Annotated in this window: 15 protein-coding genes; 3 read left to right on the top strand and 12 right to left on the bottom strand. The window is 44.2% G+C overall.

Translation table 11 applies throughout. The annotated features are described in order from the left end of the window. The first annotated feature begins 48 nt into the window (after positions 1-48). A complete protein-coding gene (locus tag GJR95_RS21680; RefSeq protein WP_232540817.1) occupies positions 49-2,493 on the top strand; it encodes a glutaminase family protein in 2,445 nt (814 codons plus the stop codon). Positions 2,494-2,765: 272 nt separating this feature from the next. Here the strand turns inward: GJR95_RS21680 and GJR95_RS21685 are convergent, their stop codons facing one another. Further along, positions 2,766-3,416: an oxidoreductase gene (locus GJR95_RS21685; RefSeq protein ID WP_162387846.1), complete on the bottom strand. Its 651-nt coding sequence runs from the start codon at positions 3,414-3,416 to the stop codon at positions 2,766-2,768. Between the two features lie 73 nt (positions 3,417-3,489). Between GJR95_RS21685 and GJR95_RS21690 the strand changes: the two genes are divergently transcribed. Further along, a complete protein-coding gene (locus tag GJR95_RS21690) occupies positions 3,490-5,976 on the top strand; it encodes a TonB-dependent receptor plug domain-containing protein (RefSeq protein ID WP_162387847.1) in 2,487 nt (828 codons plus the stop codon). A 97-nt stretch (positions 5,977-6,073) separates the two neighbouring features. Here the strand turns inward: GJR95_RS21690 and GJR95_RS21695 are convergent, their stop codons facing one another. From GJR95_RS21695 to GJR95_RS21745, 11 genes are all read right to left on the bottom strand, one after another. Then, complete coding sequence (locus tag GJR95_RS21695) at positions 6,074-7,075, bottom strand: glycosyltransferase (RefSeq protein WP_162387848.1); 1,002 nt, start codon at positions 7,073-7,075, stop codon at positions 6,074-6,076. After that, a complete protein-coding gene (locus GJR95_RS21700; RefSeq protein ID WP_232540818.1) occupies positions 7,075-8,052 on the bottom strand; it encodes a glycosyltransferase family 2 protein in 978 nt (325 codons plus the stop codon). The genes GJR95_RS21695 and GJR95_RS21700 overlap by 1 nt, the downstream gene beginning before the upstream one ends. Positions 8,053-8,818: 766 nt before the next feature. Further along, positions 8,819-10,258, bottom strand: a complete 1,440-nt coding sequence (locus GJR95_RS21705; RefSeq protein ID WP_162387850.1) for a serine hydrolase — start codon at positions 10,256-10,258, stop codon at positions 8,819-8,821. Between the two features lie 356 nt (positions 10,259-10,614). Further along, positions 10,615-11,361, bottom strand: coding sequence for an acyltransferase family protein (locus GJR95_RS42855; protein ID WP_162391813.1), 747 nt, complete (start codon positions 11,359-11,361; stop codon positions 10,615-10,617). Beyond that, positions 11,292-11,765: an acyltransferase family protein gene (locus tag GJR95_RS21715; RefSeq protein ID WP_162387851.1), complete on the bottom strand. Its 474-nt coding sequence runs from the start codon at positions 11,763-11,765 to the stop codon at positions 11,292-11,294. Before GJR95_RS21715 ends, GJR95_RS42855 begins: the two co-directional genes overlap by 70 nt. 56 nt (positions 11,766-11,821) lie before the next feature. Continuing rightward, entirely contained in the window at positions 11,822-12,892 is a 1,071-nt protein-coding gene (locus GJR95_RS21720; protein ID WP_162387852.1) for a polysaccharide pyruvyl transferase family protein, read from the bottom strand. Positions 12,893-12,952: 60 nt separating this feature from the next. After that, entirely contained in the window at positions 12,953-13,966 is a 1,014-nt protein-coding gene (locus GJR95_RS21725) for a polysaccharide deacetylase family protein (protein ID WP_162387853.1), read from the bottom strand. Further along, a complete protein-coding gene (locus GJR95_RS42195; protein WP_232540819.1) occupies positions 13,963-15,579 on the bottom strand; it encodes a glycosyltransferase in 1,617 nt (538 codons plus the stop codon). The genes GJR95_RS21725 and GJR95_RS42195 overlap by 4 nt, the downstream gene beginning before the upstream one ends. A 22-nt stretch (positions 15,580-15,601) precedes the next feature. Then, positions 15,602-16,879, bottom strand: coding sequence for an ABC transporter ATP-binding protein (locus tag GJR95_RS21735; RefSeq protein WP_162387854.1), 1,278 nt, complete (start codon positions 16,877-16,879; stop codon positions 15,602-15,604). A gap of 10 nt (positions 16,880-16,889) precedes the next feature. Beyond that, complete coding sequence (locus GJR95_RS21740) at positions 16,890-17,750, bottom strand: ABC transporter permease (protein WP_232540820.1); 861 nt, start codon at positions 17,748-17,750, stop codon at positions 16,890-16,892. A gap of 207 nt (positions 17,751-17,957) precedes the next feature. Beyond that, on the bottom strand, positions 17,958-19,592 hold the full coding sequence (locus GJR95_RS21745; protein ID WP_232540821.1) for an amidohydrolase: 1,635 nt from the start codon (positions 19,590-19,592) through the stop codon (positions 17,958-17,960). Between the two features lie 333 nt (positions 19,593-19,925). Between GJR95_RS21745 and GJR95_RS21750 the strand changes: the two genes are divergently transcribed. Continuing rightward, positions 19,926-24,032, top strand: coding sequence for a glycosyl hydrolase (locus tag GJR95_RS21750; protein ID WP_162387856.1), 4,107 nt, complete (start codon positions 19,926-19,928; stop codon positions 24,030-24,032). The last annotated feature ends 28 nt before the right edge of the window (positions 24,033-24,060 follow it).

The following is a 24,060-nucleotide window of genomic DNA, read 5'->3' on the forward strand; positions in this document are numbered from 1 at the left end:
TATTTTCTGTTTAAGAGCCAGTGCTTAACCGTAATTATTATTTTATTTATGACCACTCTGACTGGGTATGCTCAATCAGGTAGTACGATCAACCCTCCGGCAACTCCATTGTTGACCATTGATCCTTATTCGAGTGTATGGTCATTTGGCAACCAGCTTAACAGCGATGCAACTCGCCACTGGACAGGGCAACCGCAGCAATTAAATGGGTTGATTCGTGTTGATGGACGAACGTTTCGATTCATGGGGAATCCATCCTTTGCCGGTGAAACGATCGTTCCGTCGGCACAACACCAGACTTATCAGGCTCGTTATGTGACCGATAAGCCAGCCTCCGAAAGCTGGACTAGCCCCGATTTCGATGATAGCCAATGGGCTACAGGAGAAGCCACGTTTGGAAGCCGGGATGGCGATCATACAAAATGGACCACCAACGATATTTATATCCGGCGAACTGTAACGCTGGATCAGGTACCTGATGGCCCCCTTGTCGTTGATGCTATCCAGAATGATAATTATGAGCTGTTCATCAATGGCGAACGGATGACCAAGGTGAGCGGTGTTTCGCCAATCTATCGGTTGACACCGACCAATCGTAAAGCATCAGAGGTGTTACGGAAAGGCCGGAATGTAATCGCCTTTCATAGTCAGAATTTGTCGGGGCCAGGGTTTGTCGATCTGGGTCTTGTTGAAGAGCGGATTCTGAACTATAAACCCGCCACACAAACCGGGCGCCGGACGACGGCAACGCAGTCTGAATACACGTTCGCGGTAGAGGGTGTTGAACTAACGGTTACGTTCATGGCTCCTTTGCTGATGGATAACCTGGACGTTTTATCGCGACCTGTGCAGTATGTTAGCTACCGCGTACAATCGACAGATGGTAAGCAGCACGATGTACAGGTATATACTGATGCTTCGGCTGAACTGGCCGTTAATTCGCCTGATCAACTCGTGACCTGGCGCCGTGGTCAAGCCGGAAAGTTGGATTACATGCGTGTTGGTACAGCTGATCAGAAAATTTTGGGCAGGAAAGGTGATGATGTGCGGATCGACTGGGGGTATTTGTATATCGCATCGACGACAGAGCCAGGCACGAATCGGCGGATCGGGTCATTGGCCAGTGCGTTGAATCAATTTGAGCGCGAGGGGCGCGTAACGGATATGCATGAACGCATGCCCCGCATCGTGAGTGATAGCCTGCCCGTTCTGGCTACCAGTATGGAACTGGGAAAAGTCGATAGTAAGCCAGTGGAGCGGCATTTGCTGATTGGGTATGATGATATCAAGTCGGTGGAGTACTTCGGCAAACCGCTGAATGCCTGGTGGCGCCGATACACAAATGGAAACACATCCATTGAGCAAGCTTTACAGGATGCTGAAGTCGATTATACTAAATTAAAAAAGCAATGTGATGCGTTCGATAAGCAACTGTATGCCGATGCACTGAAAGCAGGTGGCGCAGCCTATGCCGAATTGTGTGTTGTTGCCTATAGGCAGGCAATTGCCGCCCATAAACTGGTTGCCGGGCCTAATGGAGAAGCCTTCTTTTTTTCGAAAGAAAATTTCTCGAATGGCTCAATTGGCACTGTAGATGTAACCTACCCATCGGCTCCGCTCTTTCTGCTGTATAATCCGCTGTTACTGAAAGGAATGATGGAACCCATTTTTCAGTACTCAGAAAGCGGGAAATGGACCAAACCCTTTGCTGCCCATGACGTTGGAACCTATCCGCTGGCGAATGGGCAAACGTATGGTGAAGACATGCCCGTTGAAGAGTGCGGAAATATGCTGATTCTAACAGCAGCTATTGCCGCTGTAGAAGGGAATGCTACGTATGCCAGGCAGCATTGGAAAACGCTGACAACTTGGACCGATTATCTGATTAAAGATGGTTTTGATCCGGCTAATCAACTGTGTACTGATGATTTTGCCGGGCATATTGCCCGCAACGCAAACCTGTCTGTCAAAGCCATCATGGGCATTGCCAGTTATGGTTATCTGGCGGGTCGTCTGGGCGATAAAGCCCGTGAAAAGGAGTATGTCGAGATGGCGCGTGACCTAGCCCGCAAGTGGATGAAACTCGCTGATAACGGTGATCACTATACTCTCACATTTGAAAACAAAAGCACCTGGAGTCAGAAGTATAATCTAATATGGGATAAGCTGTTAAAGCTGGACATCTTTCCTAAAGAAGTAGCACAGAAAGAAATTGCCTATTATCTAACAAAACAGCAACCATTTGGTCTACCTCTGGACAGCCGTAGAACCTACACCAAATCAGACTGGATAATATGGACAGCCACCTTAGCTGACCGACCGGCCGATTTCGACGCGCTGATTGCACCCGTATTGCGGTTTGTGAACGAAAGCCCCGACCGGATTCCGCTAAGCGACTGGCATGAAACCACCGATGGAAAGCATGTTGGTTTTCGGGCACGATCGGTAGTTGGCGGCTACTATATCAAAATGCTGGCGGAAAAAATAAAATAAGTAATCTTTAATCTATTTTTTGTATCTTTGCTCGCAGGTCGCTCGAAAAATCTACTAATAGCACACTGCTGAGAGAAAGGTCTATAATAGTTGGAGCTACCTACTTATTCGGGCCTGATTAGCCGGAGTTCGGGTATACAGAATTTGTGTCATGAACTCCGACAAGCCGGGTTATTTAGTTGAAAAGAAAAACATTGCCGTTTCAGCATGGGTTAAATTTACTGATCAATCTTAACGCAAACGGGGTCAAAAAATAGTATGAAGTTGATAAGTCAATACGTCTGTAACTGATCAGATTCAAATACATGTTTACCCACCAACCCCTGCTGCATGGTAGTCAGCATGGCATTGGCGACTTTAGATGCTTCGACCCCTTTATATTTTGCCGGAATAAGTGGAGAAAATAGTCGCATAGCACCTTCGGCCAGCCGTTCTCCCAACCGATTCTCTCCCCGGTTTCCGAGCAGGAGGGAAGGCCGAAAAATCAATAATGTCGGATAGTTGAGCGCCGTAAGGTCGCGCTCTACTTCCCCTTTGACCCGATTATAAAAAAACGTTGAATTTGTATCGGCACCCATAGCGGTAACAATAGCGAATTGCTGAGCACCAGCAGCCAGGCCTAATCGGGCAATATCCATTGGATACTGGTAATCAACTTTACGAAAAGTCTCCTTTGACCCTGCCTTTTTCATCGTTGTACCAAGGCAGCAGAAGATATCGTCGGCTTGAGTCAGTAGGCCATTAGGGTAGTCAAAATCGAATTGGACCTCCTGCAAGCGAGGGTGCTGCCAGTTTAATGACTTTCGCACCAGAACTTTAACTTTTTCATAGAGGGGAGAATCGACCAGTCGATGAGTAAGCAGGTTGCCGATAAGCCCCGTTGCACCAAGGACTATAGCTGTTTTAGGAGTGGGTGCAGTCATGTCAAAGAGGATATTTTTGCTAATTTAGTCGCTCATTGAGCAGTTGGAGATACTTAATGAAAAAACCTATTTTATGCACCACACCATCCATCGAACAACCATTCTTAGTCTGCTAACGGCGATTGGCTTACTGTCGGCATTTCGCTTTATAAACAACGATGACTTTATAAAACAATTATTAGCGAAATTCCAGTCTTATAACCAACAACGCCCCCTCGAAAAAGTATATATCCATACAGACCGCTCTATTTATCTCACCGGTGAAACGATCTGGATGAAAGGCTATATTTTCGATGGGAATACTCACGGTATTGATACCATCAGTCGGGTGCTATATGTGGATTTAGTCGACCCGTATGCCCGGCGTATTCGCCTTCGATCACAACTTCGGGCAACAACCAGTTACTCGCCTGGTCAGCTTGCTTTACCTGATTCATTAGCGGCTGGAACCTACCTGCTTCGGGCTTATACAAACTACATGCGCAATTTCCCGGAAGCTTATTTTTTTACCAAAACACTGACCATTCTGCGGACAGATGGCGCAAATACAAAGCCTGCAAGTGCAGTATTAGGTAAGTCGAATCGACTGGATGTACAGTTTTTGCCCGAAGGAGGCCAATTGGTTGAGGGTTTAGAAGCAAGGGTAGCGTTCAAAGCGGTTAATTCATCGGGACATAACCAGCCAGTCGAAGGGTTCGTGCTGAACGCAAAGAAAGATACGGTTACGGGTCTTTTCAGTACACATTTGGGTATGGGTTTTTTTACCCTGACTCCCGAAGTCGGCCAGACTTATACAGGCTTTGTCAAACAGGCCGACGGATCGCTGGAACCTTATCCATTACCAGCTGTTCAGCCGCAGGGGGTGATTATGCAGGTAGACAATCTGAGTAATAAGGATCACGTTCGGGTGTATCTGCGCCACAATAAAACCAGTGCTGACCCTGCCGCCATGATGACACTTTTGGCTCAGACGCGCGGACGGGTGATTCAGGCTGCAAAAGTGCCTTTATCGAAAAAAGGATCGCTGGTACAGCTACCTAAAGCTGATTTTCCCGAAGGAATCGCCCAGCTTACGCTTTTCGATGAAACAAACAAACCAGCCTGTGAGCGGCTTGTCTTCGTTACAAAAAATGAGCAAATCAATATCGGCCTGTCTACTGACAAAGCATCCTATAAAAACCGCGAAAAAGTTGAGTTGACCATCTCAACAACGAATCCGGCAGGTAAGCCTGTTGCGGCTAATCTATCACTGGCTGCTCTTGACGCCCGACAGGCGCCCGAAGCCGACTCGAACAGTGCCAGTATTGTATCGCATCTGTTGCTTTCATCGGACCTGACGGGCACGATCGAACAGCCAGGTTACTATTTTAATGCCATGCATAAAGATCGCTGGCAGCAACTGGACTTGCTCTTGATGACGCAGGGATGGCGACGCTTCACCTGGACCGAAGTGCTGGGTGATACGATTCCACCAGTTAAATACCATGTTGAGCGCGGGCTATCACTCACAGGTCGGGTTCTGCGGCCCAATCAGAAAGGAATTGCCAGTAAAGTGAAGTTAACGTTTGTCTTGTCCAGACGTGATAGCACGCGCGACTTTCTGGCTGGCGATAGTGATGAGTTTGGCAATTTCGGTGCTTATGACCTTGATTTTACAGATACAACAACGGTACTGATTCAGGGAGTTAAGGGCAAAGCAAACCGTGATCTGTCTATTTCGCTCGACCAGTTACTGACTCCAACCGTTACAATCACACGCATACCGTATAATCCCCTTGAGTTTAGATACGATGAATTGGCAGAATTCATCAAACGAACCAAAGAATATCAGGAAATAGAGCGGCAAATTCGACGGAATGGAGAGGTATTACTCCAATCCGTTACGGTAAAGGCGAAGAAATATCAGGAACATGACTCCCGAACGATTTATGGCACACCCGATGCCAGTATCAAGTTCGATCAGATGAATACAGCAGGTCGAATGAATATTCTGGATGTGATTCAGGGGCGAATTGCGGGTGTGCAGGTAATTGGCAACGGTCTGAGTGCACGGGTACAGATTCGGGGGGCGGCTAATTTTAGTGGGCCCGTTGAGCCCTTATTTGTTCTGGACGGTATGCCTATGGATTTGCAGGCAGTGCTTGGTGTGTCGGTGCAGGACGTTGATCGGATCGATGTGTTAAAAGGACCGTCGGCCGCTATTTATGGCTCTCGGGGGAGCGGTGGTGTTATTTCTATCCTGACCAAACGGGGCGCTCCCGATTATGATTTAACGAAGGATGTACCGCCCGGAACGCTGTTGGCCAAATTGCCCGGTTATGCGCCGGTAAGAGAGTTCTATGCACCAAGGTACGATACTAAAAAGCCGGAACATGTCAGACCCGATTATCGCACGACTCTTTTCTGGGCACCACTCATTCAAACGAATGCTGAAGGTAAAGCGACCGTGTCGTTCTATACGTCCGATGCCAAAACCAATCTCCGTTTACGGGCCGAAGGCGTAACAACGAGCGGTATGCCGGGAATGGAGCAACGACTAGTGCAAGTGGAGAGAGAATAATATATAGTAAATGGGATTGTATATTCTTTATAACTGGCGAGTAATATATATTTTTCAGATAAAGAAGAGCTAAGAACTGATTTGGATAATAAGGCTTTTAGAGGGTGAAGCGTTGCCGAAATGCGGCAATTTTACGAAAATTCTCAGCCATCTCATTATGATTTTTATAGATCCTTAATCTGGCTAAAAGCCAGATTATTTTTAAGTTAATCATATTAGTGTTAGAGGATGTAAGAATCAGTTTCGCTTTTTTTACTAGGATAAAAAGTAAATATAATCCACGGAGCGAAAAGTTTACAACTAATATCAACCTAAAAATAGCTAAGTTATTTGTGTATATACTTTGATTAATTATGTATGGTTCTAAAACGATATGTGAACGAGCATCTTCATTCAAATATTCCACATAATAATTCCAGGTAGTGCGGTTTTTGGGGATAAAATGCTTGAACTGTAAGTGATTGTCATATCGAATCAAATACCCGGCTAGAGCTATAGCATAGCACAACTCCGTATCTCCACCACTGCTAAGCTTCGTACCCATTCGATCCGTTAATAAGAATTTGAAACCGGCTAAGCGGAGCGTTTCATAAGCTGATTTACGGATAACACACCCAGCACCATATATTCCATAGGAGCGAAGTATTCTCGATCTGTACACCTGGGCTCCTCCTGCATGAATTGGATAATTAAGAGAGGGGGGGACTTCATACACTAAATTTCCATGCCCACCCAGTACGCCAAGAATTGGATGGCTCTGCATAATTTTATATGCGTAGCTAACATAATCATTATCTAGCCAGTTATCATCGTCGCACATTAGTATATACTCATATTGTGCCTCACTAAACCCCATATCTCGAGCATAGCTTAGTCCTTTTATTGGCTGGTGCAAAACACGAAAAGGCGTAGTACAAGCTAACTCTTTCCATAGTTGAAAGGCTGTTTGAGCTGAGTCATCAGTAGATGCATTGTCAATTAGAAGTACTTCCCAATTTACGTCAGAAGGTACTTTTTGTTGAGCAATGTGACGCAAGGTTGGCTCCAAACGGCTTGCCCCGTTATAGGTACAGATAACAATTGATACGCCGTTTTGCATTAATAATTAAGTAATAGTCTACTATATAAATAGGCAGCTTTAAGGTATAAAAGCATGTCTTGATGCATGTGAAGGCATCCTTTGATCTGTGCGTAAACGATCTGTTTATTACGCGATTTTACCCATTCATGATTAGCCCTTCCTAAATAGGAATGAGCGTATTTTTTTAACGAGTTCCGTTTTATCTCGTTCCGTTTATTAGCAGGTAGATACTGTTGAATTGTCCCAATAACCCATTGCAAATCGCGCAAATTTTGGCCTGTTTGTAATGATTGAGTAGAAATAGAGGTTGAGTGCATGCGATAAGCTGCTAAAACGGTTGGTGTATAAGCTATTGGGTATTTGTGGGCAATCCGTGTCCACATTTCCCAATCTTCGCCATAGGTTACTCCGTAAAACCCACCTAATTGTTCATAAACTTCACGCTTTACAGTAATACTGCTATATTGGATTCGCTGTATCGTCGCTAAGCGCAATAACCAGTCACTTAAAATACTTTCACTAACAGCCTCTACGTTCGTAGTGCCAAGAAATTGTCCGATTTCATCAATATGATTGTGTCTACAAAAAGCGGCTCCAATCTCGGGAAAGCTGTCAAATAATGAAGCTATTGCCTTATAGTATCCATTGTAAACTTTATCGTCTCCGTGTAATAAATGGATTAACTGGCCGCGTGACCGGTTTAGACAGGTCTCAAAATTACGAAGACTCCCAACGTTATGAGGTTGCCGAAAATAGTTAACTCTTCCTTGACCAATTTCGGCCACCAATGAAGCAATATCACCATCAGTACTAGCATCATCAATAACTTCGATCTGCATTTGGGCTGGCCCCATATCTTGCATTAATACACTAGTTAATGTTTCTTTTAAGTAGTGCGCGCAATTATAAACAGGGATCATAACCGACCAGCGTAACCTTTTTTCGGCTATTGAGACTGGGCTAATAGAAGGTGGTTCTAGAGGGATACGGTTCAAAACTGACGTGGATGTTACTGTTAATGTCATTAAAGCCTCTTTATCTTATAGTACGTCTGCAAATAAGTTTATGCTTATAAACAGTAAAGTCTGGTATCTATTGATAGGTAGAGATTTTCTAACATAAGTAGCTTCATAACTTCCGAAGTTAGTATGTAGAATTGGTTGTAAATTTATTAATAATTATTATAATAACTTATTCCATAGAATATAACTTAAACGCAAGTTTTTATGCTGTGTCCTAAAATGATTGCTCAGTAACTAAAATGCTGAGGGACAAAAAATGATACCTATACTGGCTCAAATTCTACTTACTGGACAGATTTTCACGATTTTAAATTGCTTAATGAAGATGTCGTATTAATCAGGTGCCTTGGAAATGGCCTTCATCAATCGCAGATTGTCGTTACTTTTTTTAGGTGTGGGCAACGGGAAGCTCCCATAAAAAATCCTGATGAGCTTGCAGCTTTTAGAGAATTCCATCCAACATCCAACACTTCAACTGTCCGAACAATAGTAAGGCCTTTACTCAATATCACACAATTTGCACGGTGGCCCATGGCAGTTTTCGTAATCTCCACCTGGGAGAAGGTAGCCCCGCTTTAGCTAACCCTTCCAGCACTTGCATTGCCCAGATGATTGGCATAGGAGCTATTTCACTCAAGTACAGAATTTCCTCCTGTACTTGGCTGATCGCCCTCGCCGTGTCGGTTTTAAGAAACCGACACCACATTTACTTCATTACTGACTAATTAAAGGATCAACATTATTTATGTTCCTCGAGCTCTTTTAATTTATTTTTCGCTTCTTCGTAGCCTGGATAGATTGTAAGTGCTTTTTTGTAATAGGTTATGGCATCGGCTTTTCGGTTCAATGCTAAATAAATATTCCCCATTGTTACCATAACTAAGTCGCGATTAGGAAATTCTGATGCATTATTCTCTCCAATGATTCTTGCATCTTCAAATCGTTTCAGGGATTGTAATTGTTCAGCCAGGAAATTCATAGAGATCCAGTCAATATAATAGTGAGCCGTATCCGTTTTCATTCGCTTATACTCTTCAATTGCTTTTATTGTACCTTGTTCAGCTATCAATTTCTCGATAATTTTATGGACGGGTTTTTTCAAATTAACTGGCTTGTTATATAACACTTTTGCCAAATTACCTGTAATTCCAAAAAAATCAGTTGGAGAGCTATTGCAAAGAATAACTATTAAACTATTTGTAGAAGGAATTCGAACTACGAACGATAAAAAGCCTTCAGTCATTCCTAAGTGAAAGTTTGAAGATACGCTATCTGCAGGCGTGTATTTAAACTGTTTATTGAACCAGCCATAGCCATATTGGGCTGGTCTAATGCCAGAAGTGAACATTTCTGCTGTGAGTTGCTTATTGAGCAAAGTATTATTGCTAAGCGCTATATGAAATCTGAAAATATCATCGACGGTGGAGTATAGATCTCCTGTTCCCATAGTATTTGATTGATCACGAAAATCAGAACTGGTATAGCCTCCAAAACTGTAATCATAGCCTGTGGCTCTTTTATTGATTACTTGCGTATGGAAATAAGAGCCTGAACTGTTCATACCAATTTTATTGAAAATATCATCTTTCATTAATTGTGAATATGATTTGCCCGTAACTCTTTCCATGATGTAGCCGAGTGTAAAATATCCCCAGCTGCTGTAAGCATATCTTGTGCCTGGTTCAAAAGCCAGAGAGGAATCCATATATACTTTTACATATTCTTCTCTCGAAAAATTCTGTCGGCTAATCTTTGGAAAAAAATCTTTTATTATATCGTAATTTGGAATTCCTGATGTATGGCTTAGCAGTTGCTTGATTGTGACTTTTGCTGCTGGCTTATTGACAAATTCGGGAAGATAATCTGAAATTGTTTTATCAAGTTTAATTAAGCCTTTCTGGACCTGAATAAGCATTAGTGTAGCAGTAAACGACTTTGAGACAGAACCAATCATAAATTTGGTATCGGTAGTATTAAGGATGTTCCATTCTCTATTGGCTAATCCAAAAGCAGCTTTATAAATGATCTCACCATTCTCAGCAACTAAAACACTTCCGTCGAACATGTTATAGTTGTGATAGGCCCTCATTATTTCATTTAGCTTATCTTGTTTGCTTTGTGCTAGACTTGAATTTAGCATCAAAGTAAACAGACACACAAAAAATAGATATGATTTCATATAAGTATAGATTATTGAACCGTGAGTAAAATTGTTATATTAGTTACTTATGGCAAGCTATAATTACGGTATTCGTTGTAGCACCTAGCTTTCTGATACTGAGCTATCAGCCTGATTTGCCCAATGTACATTTGCTACTGGTTACCACAGCATCGATAGCAGCCCTGCGAAGATGCCTGATTTGCCCAATGTACATTTGCTACCTATAACTAATCAGACGCTCACTTATCTCGGTTTGTGGCAATCTTCCAACATATTATAAGTTTAGCAGACACTTGCTCACGAATCTATAGCAAAAGGATGAAAGTAATAGACGCGGGAAAATCTGGATCTATGAATGTAAAAGGTTTCGTAGTTTATAGCCTGACTTTTAAATAAGAAAAATTTATAGAGAACGATTTCCCTTTAAGGGATAGAAATGGTTTTTCGACTAAATACCAGCTAAACGCGGAAAATATAAGAATTAGTAAGAAGGAAACTATGAAATTTCCTAACATGCTCAATTGCTGGCCAATGTACAATAGCACAAGCTGTTGGATTGGCCAACCGTATAAATAAATTCCGTAAGAGAAATCGCCGTACTTTGCGAAACTGTAAAACTTTAGTTTTTTTGAAAATGCAAGGTAAAATAATATATAAGATCCGAAAAAAGGTTGGATTAATTCAAAATAGCCTACCCAGCTTGCGCTGAAAATGAGAAAAAATAGTGAAATTGAAAATAAGACAAGCGAGCGAGGTATATAGTTTCGATAAAAATAGAATAATGAACCAGATAGAAAAAATAATAAAAAATATTCCAAATTCAGGGTAGTCATGAATTTTTGTGACGGAAAATACGGAATGAGATCGGGATTAATGATCCCGCTAGTATTATATAATTCGTACGTTTTGTGATGTAAAATATTGACAACTAAAATAAGAATATATACTGCTAATAAGGCGAATTTGTTTTTGTAAATATTGAGGAATGCCAAAATAATTATCAATAAATAACATTTAAATTCATATGGTATTGTCCAGATTGACCCATTAATTACGTTGGCTTGGGTAATCCTTTTAGTGTTTCTGGTAAAACAGGATATCTTAATAAAAAAATATTGTATATAAGATCAGGAATATTAATCTGAGCCCAATAAGTGCTGCTATTTTGAAATGGTTGAATTGGCGTGCTGTTTCCCAACGGCGCAAAAACAAAGGCACAGAGTAAGTAAATAACTATAAATCCAGGATAAATTCGTAAAATTCTCTTTTTTATAAATGCAAAATAATTTGGGTTTTGATCCCAACTTTGTAAAACAAGGAATCCACTAATAATAAAAAAGAAATTAAGCGCTACAGTGCCAAATCCCACTTGTTTTCCTGAAAATACCCAAAGTGGCTCCGTATAATTGGCCGTCCCGTAGTATATCACATAAGCATGGCTGAAGACTACTGTTGTCGCCAGAATAAACCTGAAAAAGTCCAGATTATTTTTGCGGTCTGTACTTTCAGTGTATAAAAGCTTCATAGTAAAATCTATAATTCGCTTAATTTAACTATTGATGTACATTGAGAAGTGGAGCATTACCTTTTTCTTGACGAAAGAAAGTTGTAAATAGGAATTGGTAATGTCAAATAAGATATAGTTTTTACGAGCCTTTTGCTATTCCTTTTTAGCCTGTTTACCCAATTCGGCTTTATACGAGAACTGGCAGGTAGGTCGATCATCCATTTGTTCGCGGCTGGATCCGCTAATCTATTTTTAAATTTAGTTTCCAGCTCTACGGGATTAATTAGCTCAGAAATAAACTCATGTTGTATCTCTTTAGCCATTGCGATAGAGTTATCACGGCACTCCCGCACCTTTTTACGTGCCTGATCGGTCAAACAATAAGTAAAAGCATTAGCTAATGCCTGATCATCTAGTTCGTCAGCCTTGAATACAATTGGCCAGCCGATTTTTTCAGCCTGAGCCACGATTTTAGCTCCTCCAGCTTCTGGATCAATTGCAAGTACTGGAACATTATTCTTGAGTGCAAGTACCGTGCCATGCAGGCGGGTTGTTAACAGTACATCGACTCGCGCAATCAGGGATTCGATCTCTGCCGGGGTCCGAAGATGGGTATTGTTTGAATCCAAGCGAGTATCTATATAGACAACAGCCATTTGGCGGGAGTTGACCAAACGACTAATAGCCTCGTTTGCTACTGAATCCAAAGCGCCCGGATAAGGCTCGACTAAACAAATCCCCACAACCGGCACTTGGGGTTCCTGCGATAAAAAAACTATATCTGGCCGTACAGCGAATGAACTATTTCGTTCTAATAGTAAATCAAAAGGGTTCCACTTATCTAGTGGGACAAGCATTGATAAATTAAGGCCAATAAGACGGCATGTGCTGAAGCGGTTTAGAAAATCAGCTTCATACTGACCTTGCTCGAAGGGGCCGCATACAAAGACAACGTGCGAATAAGTTGATGCTTCAACTACTCGCCAGTCGACACCTCCTTCAAATGGAGGATCGAAAGCAATATCGTAACTATAACCAGCTTGTTCTACCCATTTGCAGGTAACGTTTAAGGCCAGAATGTCTCCAGCAGTAGGGTGTCCTAGCTCAAAACTAAACCAGCCAGCAATAAGAACTTTTCTTTTCATGAGGAATTTTACCCGCCACTAGTTCTGTTTCTACAAATCTGAAACAGCTCATGATGACTATTATAAAATTTGATCAAGCTGTTTTTGTAATTGTTCGCCCGTGGAGTTTGGAACGGGAAACCGTCCAATTTGATACTGATTGCTACGAGCTCTTGTTAGTACAGCGTTTGTCGTGAAAGCAATCGAAAATCCTTCTTCACGCACTATTTTTTGCGTATGGCTGTCATAGTCACCGTACGGATAGGCAAACGAAGTTATGGATCGATGGCTAATTTTTTCAAGTATATTTTTACTGGTAGCAATTTCGTGGCGCTGAGTAGCCTCCCTGTGATCAGACAGTGCCGGATGAGATAAGGAATGAGCGCCTATATCGATAAACGGATGATCGATCAATTCATTAAGCTGCGCTAGCGATAGTGCTGAATCTTCGGGTCGTATTTTTACATCAGATCTAGCCCAGTTTCGTAAATAAGCTAAAATTTGTTGCTGGTCATTGTGAAGTAAAGGCCGCATTTTCTTCCAGATGCTTAAATATAAACTGCATCGCCTGGTTGGTGGAAGACTGGTTGCTTTCCATGATTTTTGTAGTTGCACAAGACTCTGTGTCAGTTCTGATTCATCACCCAGATCAAACAGGAAGTTTTCGTCGGCAATTTGTACCGAAAGCGTCTGAGGTAGAAGGTGCGTATCAAAGATGAGGCATTGCAATTCATCCCACCAGAACGGTTGCCTGTTAAAAATAGAATCGGTTGTTAGAAAGAATGTTGCTGGTAATTCATATTTTTCCAACAATGGTTTGGCAACCGTAAAATTATCCGTATACCCATCATCGAAAGTCAGCACCAGCCCCCGGCGAGTGAGCTTACCCGTTCGCAACTGATCAACTAACTGATTAACTGATATCACACGATTGGTCTTTTTTAGCCATTGTAGTTGCTTCTCAAAATGAGCAGGGCTAATGCATAAATCCCAGGGGTCAACAGTAACCTCAGCCACACGATGGTACATCAGTGCCAATACGCTGGGGGAAATAGATTGCCGGAGCCGACGCAACCAAAGGGACTGAACGCTCATACTGGTTTACAAACTTTAGCCGTAATGATAACAGGATAGTGAGAATCCTGTGCATCTAATTGATGCTGAGTTAGTTCGCTCTGCCCCATTCCATATAGAAATGCCGTAGCCACGAATACATTGCCGAACGTTTGCAATCTGACAAGATCGGGAGGGAAATGCTCCGTAAGAATTCGTCCCAGCGATAATTCATTGAACGACCAGTACCATGTTTTCTGCCATTCACCATGATCGATCGGGCTGATTCCTGGCGAGGTTAGTAGTAACATACCACCTGGTTTCAGAATCCGATGGCACGTTTGTATGGCGCTCCGGAAATCATAGATCAAGTGCAATGTTTGGGTCAGGATAATGCAATCGAATGTATTCGCATCAACCTGCGGAAGGTCTGTCAGGTCCCCTATGATTGTGGCCTGGGGAGCATCGGCATGAACGTGTAAAATATCACTTTGACTAACATTGGTGCTGCCAAAGCGCACTGTGTATTCATTGTCGCCAATTTCCAATACGCGCCCTCGAATCAAATCGGCTTGTTGATGCAGGAAATTTTCGATGTAGTAACGATCAACGGGACCACCCCGGTCGTAGCCAAACGAGTTACTTATTGGTTTGAGCCGCTTAATATCACCTAACCGAATGGAACCTACTTTAGGCCGATAACTTTGAAATACACCCGCCTGATACGCCCATCGGAATAGAAAGTTAGGTATAATGCGTTTGGCTATTGGCTTGATAAACATGAGTTTAGTAATTAATTGATAGCGAAAAAACCATTTGGGTTTATGCTTGTAGAGTACTTGCTCATAGTTTTTTCTGGTTAAAGCGCTTAAGGAGACATTAGGGCCGAGGAGCTGGTGATACATCTGCTCACAATAATTGGTGTACCAGTTTTTTATACCCTCCTGATACGCTTCAAGATCTTCTGGATCATGGATTGCTTTTTCCTGTCGTTGCAACACCTGAAGGACAATCGATAGCATCATTGACGAATCAGACGACATATTGGTCTGATGCTGCCGATAAGCGGTTAGAACCTCAGTATGGTGCAGAACGGGATACTTTGCTGATATGGTCAAGTATAAATCGTAATCTTCACATGCTCTAAGGGTTACATCAAAACGTAAGGTATCGAATATGCTTCGACGGTACATAACCGTCGCAATCATACCGATATAATTAATCCTCAGAAAGTTTCTATAATGATTGGTGAGTACAGTCCGTTTTATAGTATTCAGAATGTTCAATTCGGCGTCAACAGTGTGATGCCCTCCTGAAACGAATGCTACCTCAGGATGATTAAGTAACATCTTCACATTATAGGCAATGGCATGTGAGTACAAGAGGTCATCAGCATCCAGAAAAACAAGATAATCGCCTGTACTGTGGCTTATGCCTGTATTTCGAGCGGCCGATAATCCCTGGTTTGATTGATATACATAGCGAACCTGAGGATTCCGTAAGGCAATGGTTTTGGTTGTATCGGTAGAGCCATCATCGACGACTATAATTTCGATTGGGGTATACGTTTGCCGGACAACACTATCGATAGCTTGTTGTAAAAAACGCCCATGATTATAGCACGGAATAATTACGGAAACTAAGGGTGAATCCACAGGATGGTTGGACGAATTGGCCCTATTGGTGTACTTGATTGACTAACGTTTGCCGCCACGTGAATGGAAATGCCGGACGAACTATTCCCGGCCATTTGCCAAACCATGTTGTGTTTTCCCGATAATCTTCTACCTCAAACGATAAGCATTGCTGATAGTCGAATAAAACGGAGTTCGTATCTTTTATGATCCGGAGTGATAAATAGTAGGCGCCATCATTCAGGAAGTTTCCCGGAATGGTGCATTCGCCTTCCAGTATTCCTTCATTACAGGTAAGGCTCGCCGTAGGAATATCAAAAACGCATTCGCCAACATTGGTAAACAACTGTAAGGATAGGCTCAATTGAGTTGCTGCCGCAAAATTCCAGATAGAAAACCTGAACTTCAGGGGTGTACAGACATCAACCAGGGTTTGCCCATTATTGAATTGGGGAATCAGTTCGACGTGTTTAATACGGACGTATTTGTTGCCAGGCGCATCTGCCGGCTCCTCCCAGGACTGTTGCAGACTGTTCTGCTGAAGGGTGGCTAAAAATTTACTGACAACAGTACGTGTTTCGCCAATCTCGTTCACCCGTCCATGCTGTAACCATACCGATTTTTGGCATAAATTATTGACAGCCTGCATGTTATGGCTAACAAACAGAATTGTTCGCCCCTTATCATGTGCAACTTCCTGCATCTTGCCGAGGCATTTTTTCTGAAATTCGGCATCGCCAACGGCCAGTACCTCATCAACAATTAAAATATCAGGTTCGAGGTGAGCTGCTACCGCAAATGCCAGGCGCATATACATGCCTGAAGAATAGCGCTTTGCTGGCGTATCGATAAACTTTTCGATACCTGAGAAGGCAATGATTTCATCAAACTTTCGCTGGATATCGACCTTTTTCATTCCCAGCATATGCCCGCTAATGTAGATATTTTCGCGACCGGTCAACTCCATATGAAAGCCTGTTCCAACTTCCAGCAAACTGCTTATTGTCCCTTTGCCACGTATAACGCCTTTGCTCGGTCGGGTGATTCGGGAAATGATTTTTAATAATGTCGATTTGCCCGCGCCATTAGAACCAATTAAACCCCATACTTCGCCTTGCTTAATATCGAAACTGACATTATCTAATGCGACCAGGCGAGACGGGTCATGGGGCGACATTGGATTTCTAAAAAATGGGTCGTCTCTTCGATGAACGGTGGTTGTCCACCACCGTTGGAGGTCTTGCCGGAACGAGCCAGTCCCAATGGTACCCAGCCGGTAATATTTTGAAAGGTTTTCTAATTGAATGATCGTATCTGACATCGAAAATAAATTATACAACGTCCATCAATTTGTCCACCCGTTTATGAAAAAGCATCATAGACCCGACGAATAAAAGCAGCGTGATGGAAACACTATAGAGCAATTGACCAGTAGTAAATGTCCCTTCGTTAAAAATACAGAACCGACTCAGTTCGAATAAGGAAGACAAGGGGTTTAGCTCCATGAGCAGTCTTAAATTGTCTGGAACAATGATTACTGGGTAAATAACGGGTGTAATGAACATCATTAAGCGAATGCCGATATTCACAATATTGATTAAATCACGGTATTGAGCTGTCAAAACGGCAAACAATAAGCCTGCTGACAGGCCATTAATACCAATTACGGCTATCGCAAACGGAAGTAAAAGTAACCACCAACTTATAGTGATGGGTGTGTTGTAAATACTCCAATAAACCAAAATTAGTATGAATAAGAGCAGGAGTTGTAATAAAAGTCGTATGATGTTGGCGCTTACTAGTGATAATGGAACAATAAGTCGTGGGAAGTATACTTTTTGAAAAATGGATTCATAGTGGGTGAAAGTAAAGGAGATAGCAATAAAGCTTTCACTAAAGAATGTCCATAAAGCAATACCGATCAGGTAAAATAATACCGGTGGTATATTGCCCGTGGAAATACCAACCAGTTTATTAAAAACCAGTACATACGTCAATAGAGTCAGAACAGGCTGGAAAAGTATCCATAACGGTCCAAGCAGGGTTTGTTGGTGATTGAGTAGAAAATCTTTCCTGATCAAACGGAGCCAAAGATTACGGTAAGCCCATACTTCTTTTAGTTTCCAATCCCACCAACTGGTTTCACTGGTAAGCTCCCATTCCCACTCTTCTGATTTGGAATCGCTCTTCATGTTCTATAGCTACTAATCCAAAAGTAACTAAGCACTGGCATGGAAAAAAGTAAAGCCTGTATAAAAGCAACGTTTACGAATTTTATGTAACTGAAAATCAATTGATTATTTATATCTATTTTGGTAGATTAGTCGAAACGAATACCTTATTGGTAAGGATTAGTCTGGCTGTAAAGCTAGCAGACTAATCCTTAATTGTTTCTTTGCTTACTTCCCTTTGCTCTCTGGCTTCTTCTCAAATTCCGCCCGCTGATCGTCGCGGAGGGTTGGATACTTGATGCCCAACTGTTCCAGGTAGGTCTTATATTTAGTGGGATCGTAATAGTATTTCTCCAGTTTGGGCTTGAATTCAGTCATTATTTTCTGATTCAGGTAAATGGCCGGTATTTCTTTCGACGAAATCAGTGGTTGGTATTTCGTTTCTTTTGTTTGCTCGTCGGTGTAGTATGCCTTAGCCTGCTGAATGATTTCTGGCTTCATGAGCATGTCCAGAAGCGTCATGGCCTCGGCTTTTGCCCCGGCCACCACCCCTTTGTGCGCAATGGGTGTAGCCATAGATATAGCATCTGACCAATGGTGGCCCGGCAGCCCCGGAATATTGGACGGATAAAGAAGCACCACCGTTGGAACTGCCCAGGAAATGTCCGAAATATCGTCGGAACCACCCGTCAGAGGAACCATCGATTGACCACCCATCATGAGCGTTGGCCCAGTTGGAATTGGCGTTCCGATTGTGTCCAGCTTGATGGCCAGCCCTTCCCGTTTGGGCGACTGGAGTTCCTTTTGGGTCGCTTTGGCCAGCAACTGGTCATCGGGCGACCAGGTTGGCAGACCAACCCGCTTAATGTTTTCATACATCGTTGAGGCTATGGGCTTATTGAAGTGCCCCGGCCAGGCCGACCCCAAAATCTCATAGGTGAATTTTGTATCAGTCATCAGGGCAGCCCCTTCCGCAATTTTGATCCCTTTTTCAAATAGCGCCTTGATTTTAGGGTAAGATCGTTCGCGGAAGTAATACCAGACCGACGCTTTGGACGGAACGACGTTGGGTTGATCGCCACCGTCGGAAATGACATAATGGGAGCGTTGGGTTAATTCGAGATGCTCGCGCCGGTAGTTCCAGCCGATATTCATCAGTTCTACCGCATCCAGTGCGCTACGACCCCGCCACGGAGCACCTGCCGCATGAGCAGCCTGACCTTCAAAAGTAAACTTGACCGAGATCATGCCGTTATACCCTACGTCGCCATAGGATACACTCAGGTTATCGGCTACGTGGGTAAAAATGCAGGCATCAACATCCTTAAAGTAACCATCACGAACGTAGAAGGCTTTGGCACCAAGTAATTCCTCGGCAACACCGGGCCAGAGCATCAGCGTGCCAGACATCTTGTTTTTCTCCATCAGCTGTTTCACCGTCAGGGCGGCCACAATATTGAGAGCCTGCCCCGAATTATGTCCTTCGCCGTGACCGGGCGCACCTTCTACAATTGGGTCTTTGTAAGCTACGCCCGGTTTCTGGCTGGCTTTGGGTATGCAATCCACATCAGAGCCAATGGCAATGACGGGTTTGCCCGACCCCCAGGTTGCAACCCAGGCCGTTGGCATACCGGCAATGCCTTTCTGAACGGTGAAGCCTTCTTTTTCGAGGATAGAGGTCAGGTATTTAAAGGATTCAACCTCCTGAAAACCCAGTTCCGCGAAGCTGAACAGCATATCATTGATCTGTTGCGCCTGATCCTTGCGCTGATCAATAGCAGCAATTGCCTCCTGTTTGAGCCGCTCAACTTTATCGACAGTCGGTTTTGCCTTTTTGGCTTGTGCCAGTAGAATAGCAGGCATCAGGCAGAGAAGTAATAGAGGTTTTATTCTATAATTCATTGTTATGATAAAATTATATTGGGCTATTTAGGTTAACTATTTATAAATATACTGAAAATGTGGAATTTCTTATGCCTGATTAATAAGCCAGGAAGTTCTGTAGAGCTGTGTGTTGGAAATTTTTATAAAGAATAGACAGGAAAAGGAAAGTGCATGATGCAAGTCGCTGATTGATTAGTAATATTTGGGCTTATAATTAGGCTTTTTATAGACAAAGCGTGTTGTGTCTGGATCGTACAGCGCAGACGATAGTTTGTATAGCCGATAAAACGGGACTTATCCTATCAGCCCTAAATGAAAAGACGTACCTTCCTGAAAAATAGCTCTGCTGCTGGCCTGGTGGCATTAATTACTCCTACGGGTATTATCAGGCGCAGTAGCCAGGTGCCTGATGCCGGTTCATTAGCCACCAATTTTTTGACTCCTCCGGCATCGGCCCGACCACAAACATGGTGGCATTGGATGAATGGTAATGTTACGGCGGATGGAATCACTCGTGATCTCGAAGCCATGCAGCAAATCGGCCTGGGTGGTTTTCAGAATTTCGATGCTGGTACGGGCATACCCAAAGGGCCTGTTCAGTATTTGAGCCCGGAATGGCTTAAACTGAAAGAACATACCATTAAGGAAGCCGAGCGGCTGGGACTGGAATTTACGATGCACAACTGCCCCGGCTGGTCATCGAGCGGTGGACCCTGGATTACACCAGAATTGGCCATGCAGCAGATAACCTGGAGCGAAGCCTATGTTGATGGGGGAAAAACGGTAACGCTTACGTTGCCTAAACCCTTGACTCGACTGGGCTATTATCGCGATGTGCAGGTGCTGGCGTTCCCCTCTTTGCCCGGTGAGGTTTCTCTGCCAAAGCTGATCAGACAGATAACAACCGGTAATGGAATAGTCGATAGTAAGCTGTTGACTGGCGAAAGCCCTGAAGGAGCTACTATCCGGCCAGCCGAAGGCGCTAAATCGGCTTATCTACAGCTTGAATTTAATGAGCGGTTTGAGGCCCGATCGATTGCATTTGTGAGTAAATCTGTGCCTGGCGCTTCCGAATCAGGTGGTCAGGGTGGCTTTGGCGGTGGGCCTGTGTTTACGCTCGAAGCATCGGATGATGGGAGTCAATTTAGAAAAGTTGCTACCGGGACTTTAAGCCGATCGGCCGACGATGACTTCACCATGAAGGAGTTCACAGCTACAAAAGCCCGCTTTTTCCGGCTGACTACTGCAACCGCAAGAAATCTTTCCCAGCTGCGCTTCTCGGGAACGCCCCGCCTGACGGACTGGATGAAGAAAGTCAATACTGTTTTTAATGGGGAGGAGGTAGCACCGGCTTCGGCTAGTCTGGACAATGTCGCTATTAAACCGGAGTCTATTGTTAACATTACGCAGTACATGGACAAAGAGGGCGCCCTGAACTGGAATGCACCTGCCGGGCAGTGGACTATTTTGCGGATAGGATTCACCCCATTAGGAGCATTAAATCGTTCGGCTCCCGACACAGGTGTGGGGCTGGAATGTGACAAATACAGCAAAACGGCTATCACATTCCATTTTAACAAGATGATGGCGAATCTGTTGCCAACGCTTGGCTCACTCGCTCAAAAGGGTAAGGTCGGATTACTGATCGATTCGTATGAGATCGGTATGCAAAACTGGACGCCTGAATTTCCACAGGAGTTCGGGAAACGTGCCGGATATGATCTGGTCAACTACCTGCCTACGCTGACCGGGCGCCCTGTTGGTAACGTTGATACGACAGAACGATTCCTCTGGGATTTTCGGCGGATACAGGCCGACTTGATGGCCGATAACTACTATGGTCAGTTTACGGAGTTATGCCATCAACATAACCTCATTGCCTATACCGAACCCTACGATCGCGGGCCAATGGAAGAAATGCAGATCGGAGCCCGGGTCGATGTGAACATGGGCGAGTTCTGGAATGGTCTGTCGACGCTGTTTCAGAATAACTGGACGATGCGCAGAACGACCAAATTAGCCGCTTCTATTGCTCACATTAATGGAAAGGGTGGCGAAAAACCACAGGTTGTAGGGGCAGAAGCATTCACCGGAGAGCCAGAGTCGTCGCGGTGGCAGGAATATCCCTTTGCCATGAAGGCTACGGGTGATAAAATGTTCACGCAGGGGTTGAACCGAATCATTTTTCACCGCTATGCACATCAACCTCATCCAACGGCATTGCCGGGCATGACAATGGGGCCGTGGGGCATTCATTTCGATCGAACAACAACCTGGTGGTCGGTCGGAAAAGGTTGGGTGAATTACCTGTCCCGTTGTCAATACCTGCTTCAGCAAGGATTATTCGTAGCTGATCTGGCTTATTTTACGGGCGAGTCGGGCGGGCTCTATACCAAAGTGAGTCCGGATGAACTTAGCCCTGCTCCTCCGCAAGGCCATGATTATGACCTGATTAATGCCGAGGTTATTCTCCGGCGGGTAAAAATTGAGAATCAGCGGATTGTGTTGCCCGATGAGATGAGCTATCGGGTTTTGGTGCTTCAGGATTATAAAACAATCACGCTCGAACTGCTTCGAAAACTTCGCGAACTGGTTCATCAGGGGATGTGTCTGGTCGGAGCAAAACCCGAACGAACACCGGGACTGAGGGATTACTCGGCTGGTGAGCCAGAGTTCAAACAGATTGTGGGTGAGTTGTGGGGCAACATAAATGGTACTACGCTGACTGAAAACCGGGTAGGAAAAGGCAGCGTTTACTGGGGTATTGCGTTACCCACCGTACTCGAAAAGCTAAGCGTAAAGCCGGATTTTGAGGTTTCGTCCCGGTCGGGAGATGCGCCGATTACCTACATACACCGGCGGATAGGTCAAACTGATCTCTATTTTCTGGCGAATCAGCGTCGAACGACTGAAGAACTTGTCTGCACCTTTCGCGTAAATGGCCGCCAGCCGGAGTTATGGGATGCCAATACGGGTACCATTACGCCAGTAGGGATTTACGAAGAACCTGATGGGCGGATGCGCGTTCCTGTACAGCTTGACCCATCAGGTTCGGTATTTGTTGTTTTTCGGGAGCCTGTTGCGGGCAAACAACTGCAAGTGGTGTTGAAAGACGCAAAACAACTAGTAACTACAAAGCCATTCCCGGCTGTTACCCGAACGCTCTACAAAGAGGTAACCGACAATTTTTCCATCGCTTTCTGGGCGAAACCGGAGTCGAATGTCATGCTTAGTACCCGGAACTTCATGGACAATATAGCTGATCCGTGGACAGACTATTATACGATTTATCCACCATCGGGGAAAGATTTATACGGAGAAGGGCACGAAACCTGCGGCTTAACCGTGGGGCGAAATGGTGTAGCTGTATGGCATCATGGAGCCGGTAAGCCTGTCTTTATACTGGCTGCGCCAACCGCTATTTCGGGCTGGAGCCATATTGCGCTTGTTTATCAGGCTGGAGCACCATCGGTCTATGTGAATGGAAAACTCATCCAGCGGGGAGAGAGCAATGGAAAGCCAATCCATCCGGGTATTGGAAAAGCCTATCTGAACGAGGGGGCTTCATACTACAATGGTGATATGAGCACACCACAGGTAGTACGGGAGGTGCTTAATGAGACCCAAATCCAGAAGCTGGCGGCTGAATTACCAAACGTTGAGCAACCAATGCCGGTAGTAGCCATAGCAGGTGCGAAGAAAGCGAGCCTTCTGGTCTGGCAGGATGGTCGTTATACGCTTCGCGATAATGCGGGCCGGGATACAGCATTTCAGGTTTCTGGCCTGGGAAAAGCAATCGAGTTGACTGGACCCTGGCAACTCCGTTTTCCACCTGATTTGGGTGCACCGGCAACCATCACCTTACCCCGTCTGGTATCATTGCATACCCACACAGACGAAGGCGTAAAGCATTTTTCGGGTACGGTGACCTATAGCCAGACTGTTTCGTTTCCAGCCAGTAAATTGGGGAATACTAAACGGGTGTGGCTTGATTTAGGGCGGGTAGAAGTGATTGCGGAGGTGCGCGTAAATGGAAAAGAACTGGGTATTCTCTGGAAACGGCCTTATCAGGTTGACGTTACTGAAGCCATAAAAGCTGGAGCGAATTCAATTGAAATCCGGGTAACGAACCTATGGCCGAATCGCCTGATTGGCGACGAATACCGCCCGGAAGAAGCGAAATATACGCCTGGCGGGGGAGCCAGTGGATTTGCCAGCCTGAGCAATGGAGCTATTGAGCAATTACCCGACTGGTATCAACAGGGTAAGCCTAAACCTGCCGGTGGCCGCATTACATTTACCACCTGGAAGCACTATACCAAAGACTCGCCACTGCTCGAGTCCGGCCTAATTGGGCCCGTAACGTTACGCGTGGCTGAACTGAAATCGCTGGATACGCTTTTAGCTGCGAAGAAGTAATGATGTTTTAGCCAAAAACAAAGGCCAT

The organism is Spirosoma endbachense (assembly GCF_010233585.1).
GTDB classification, from domain to species: domain Bacteria; phylum Bacteroidota; class Bacteroidia; order Cytophagales; family Spirosomataceae; genus Spirosoma; species Spirosoma endbachense.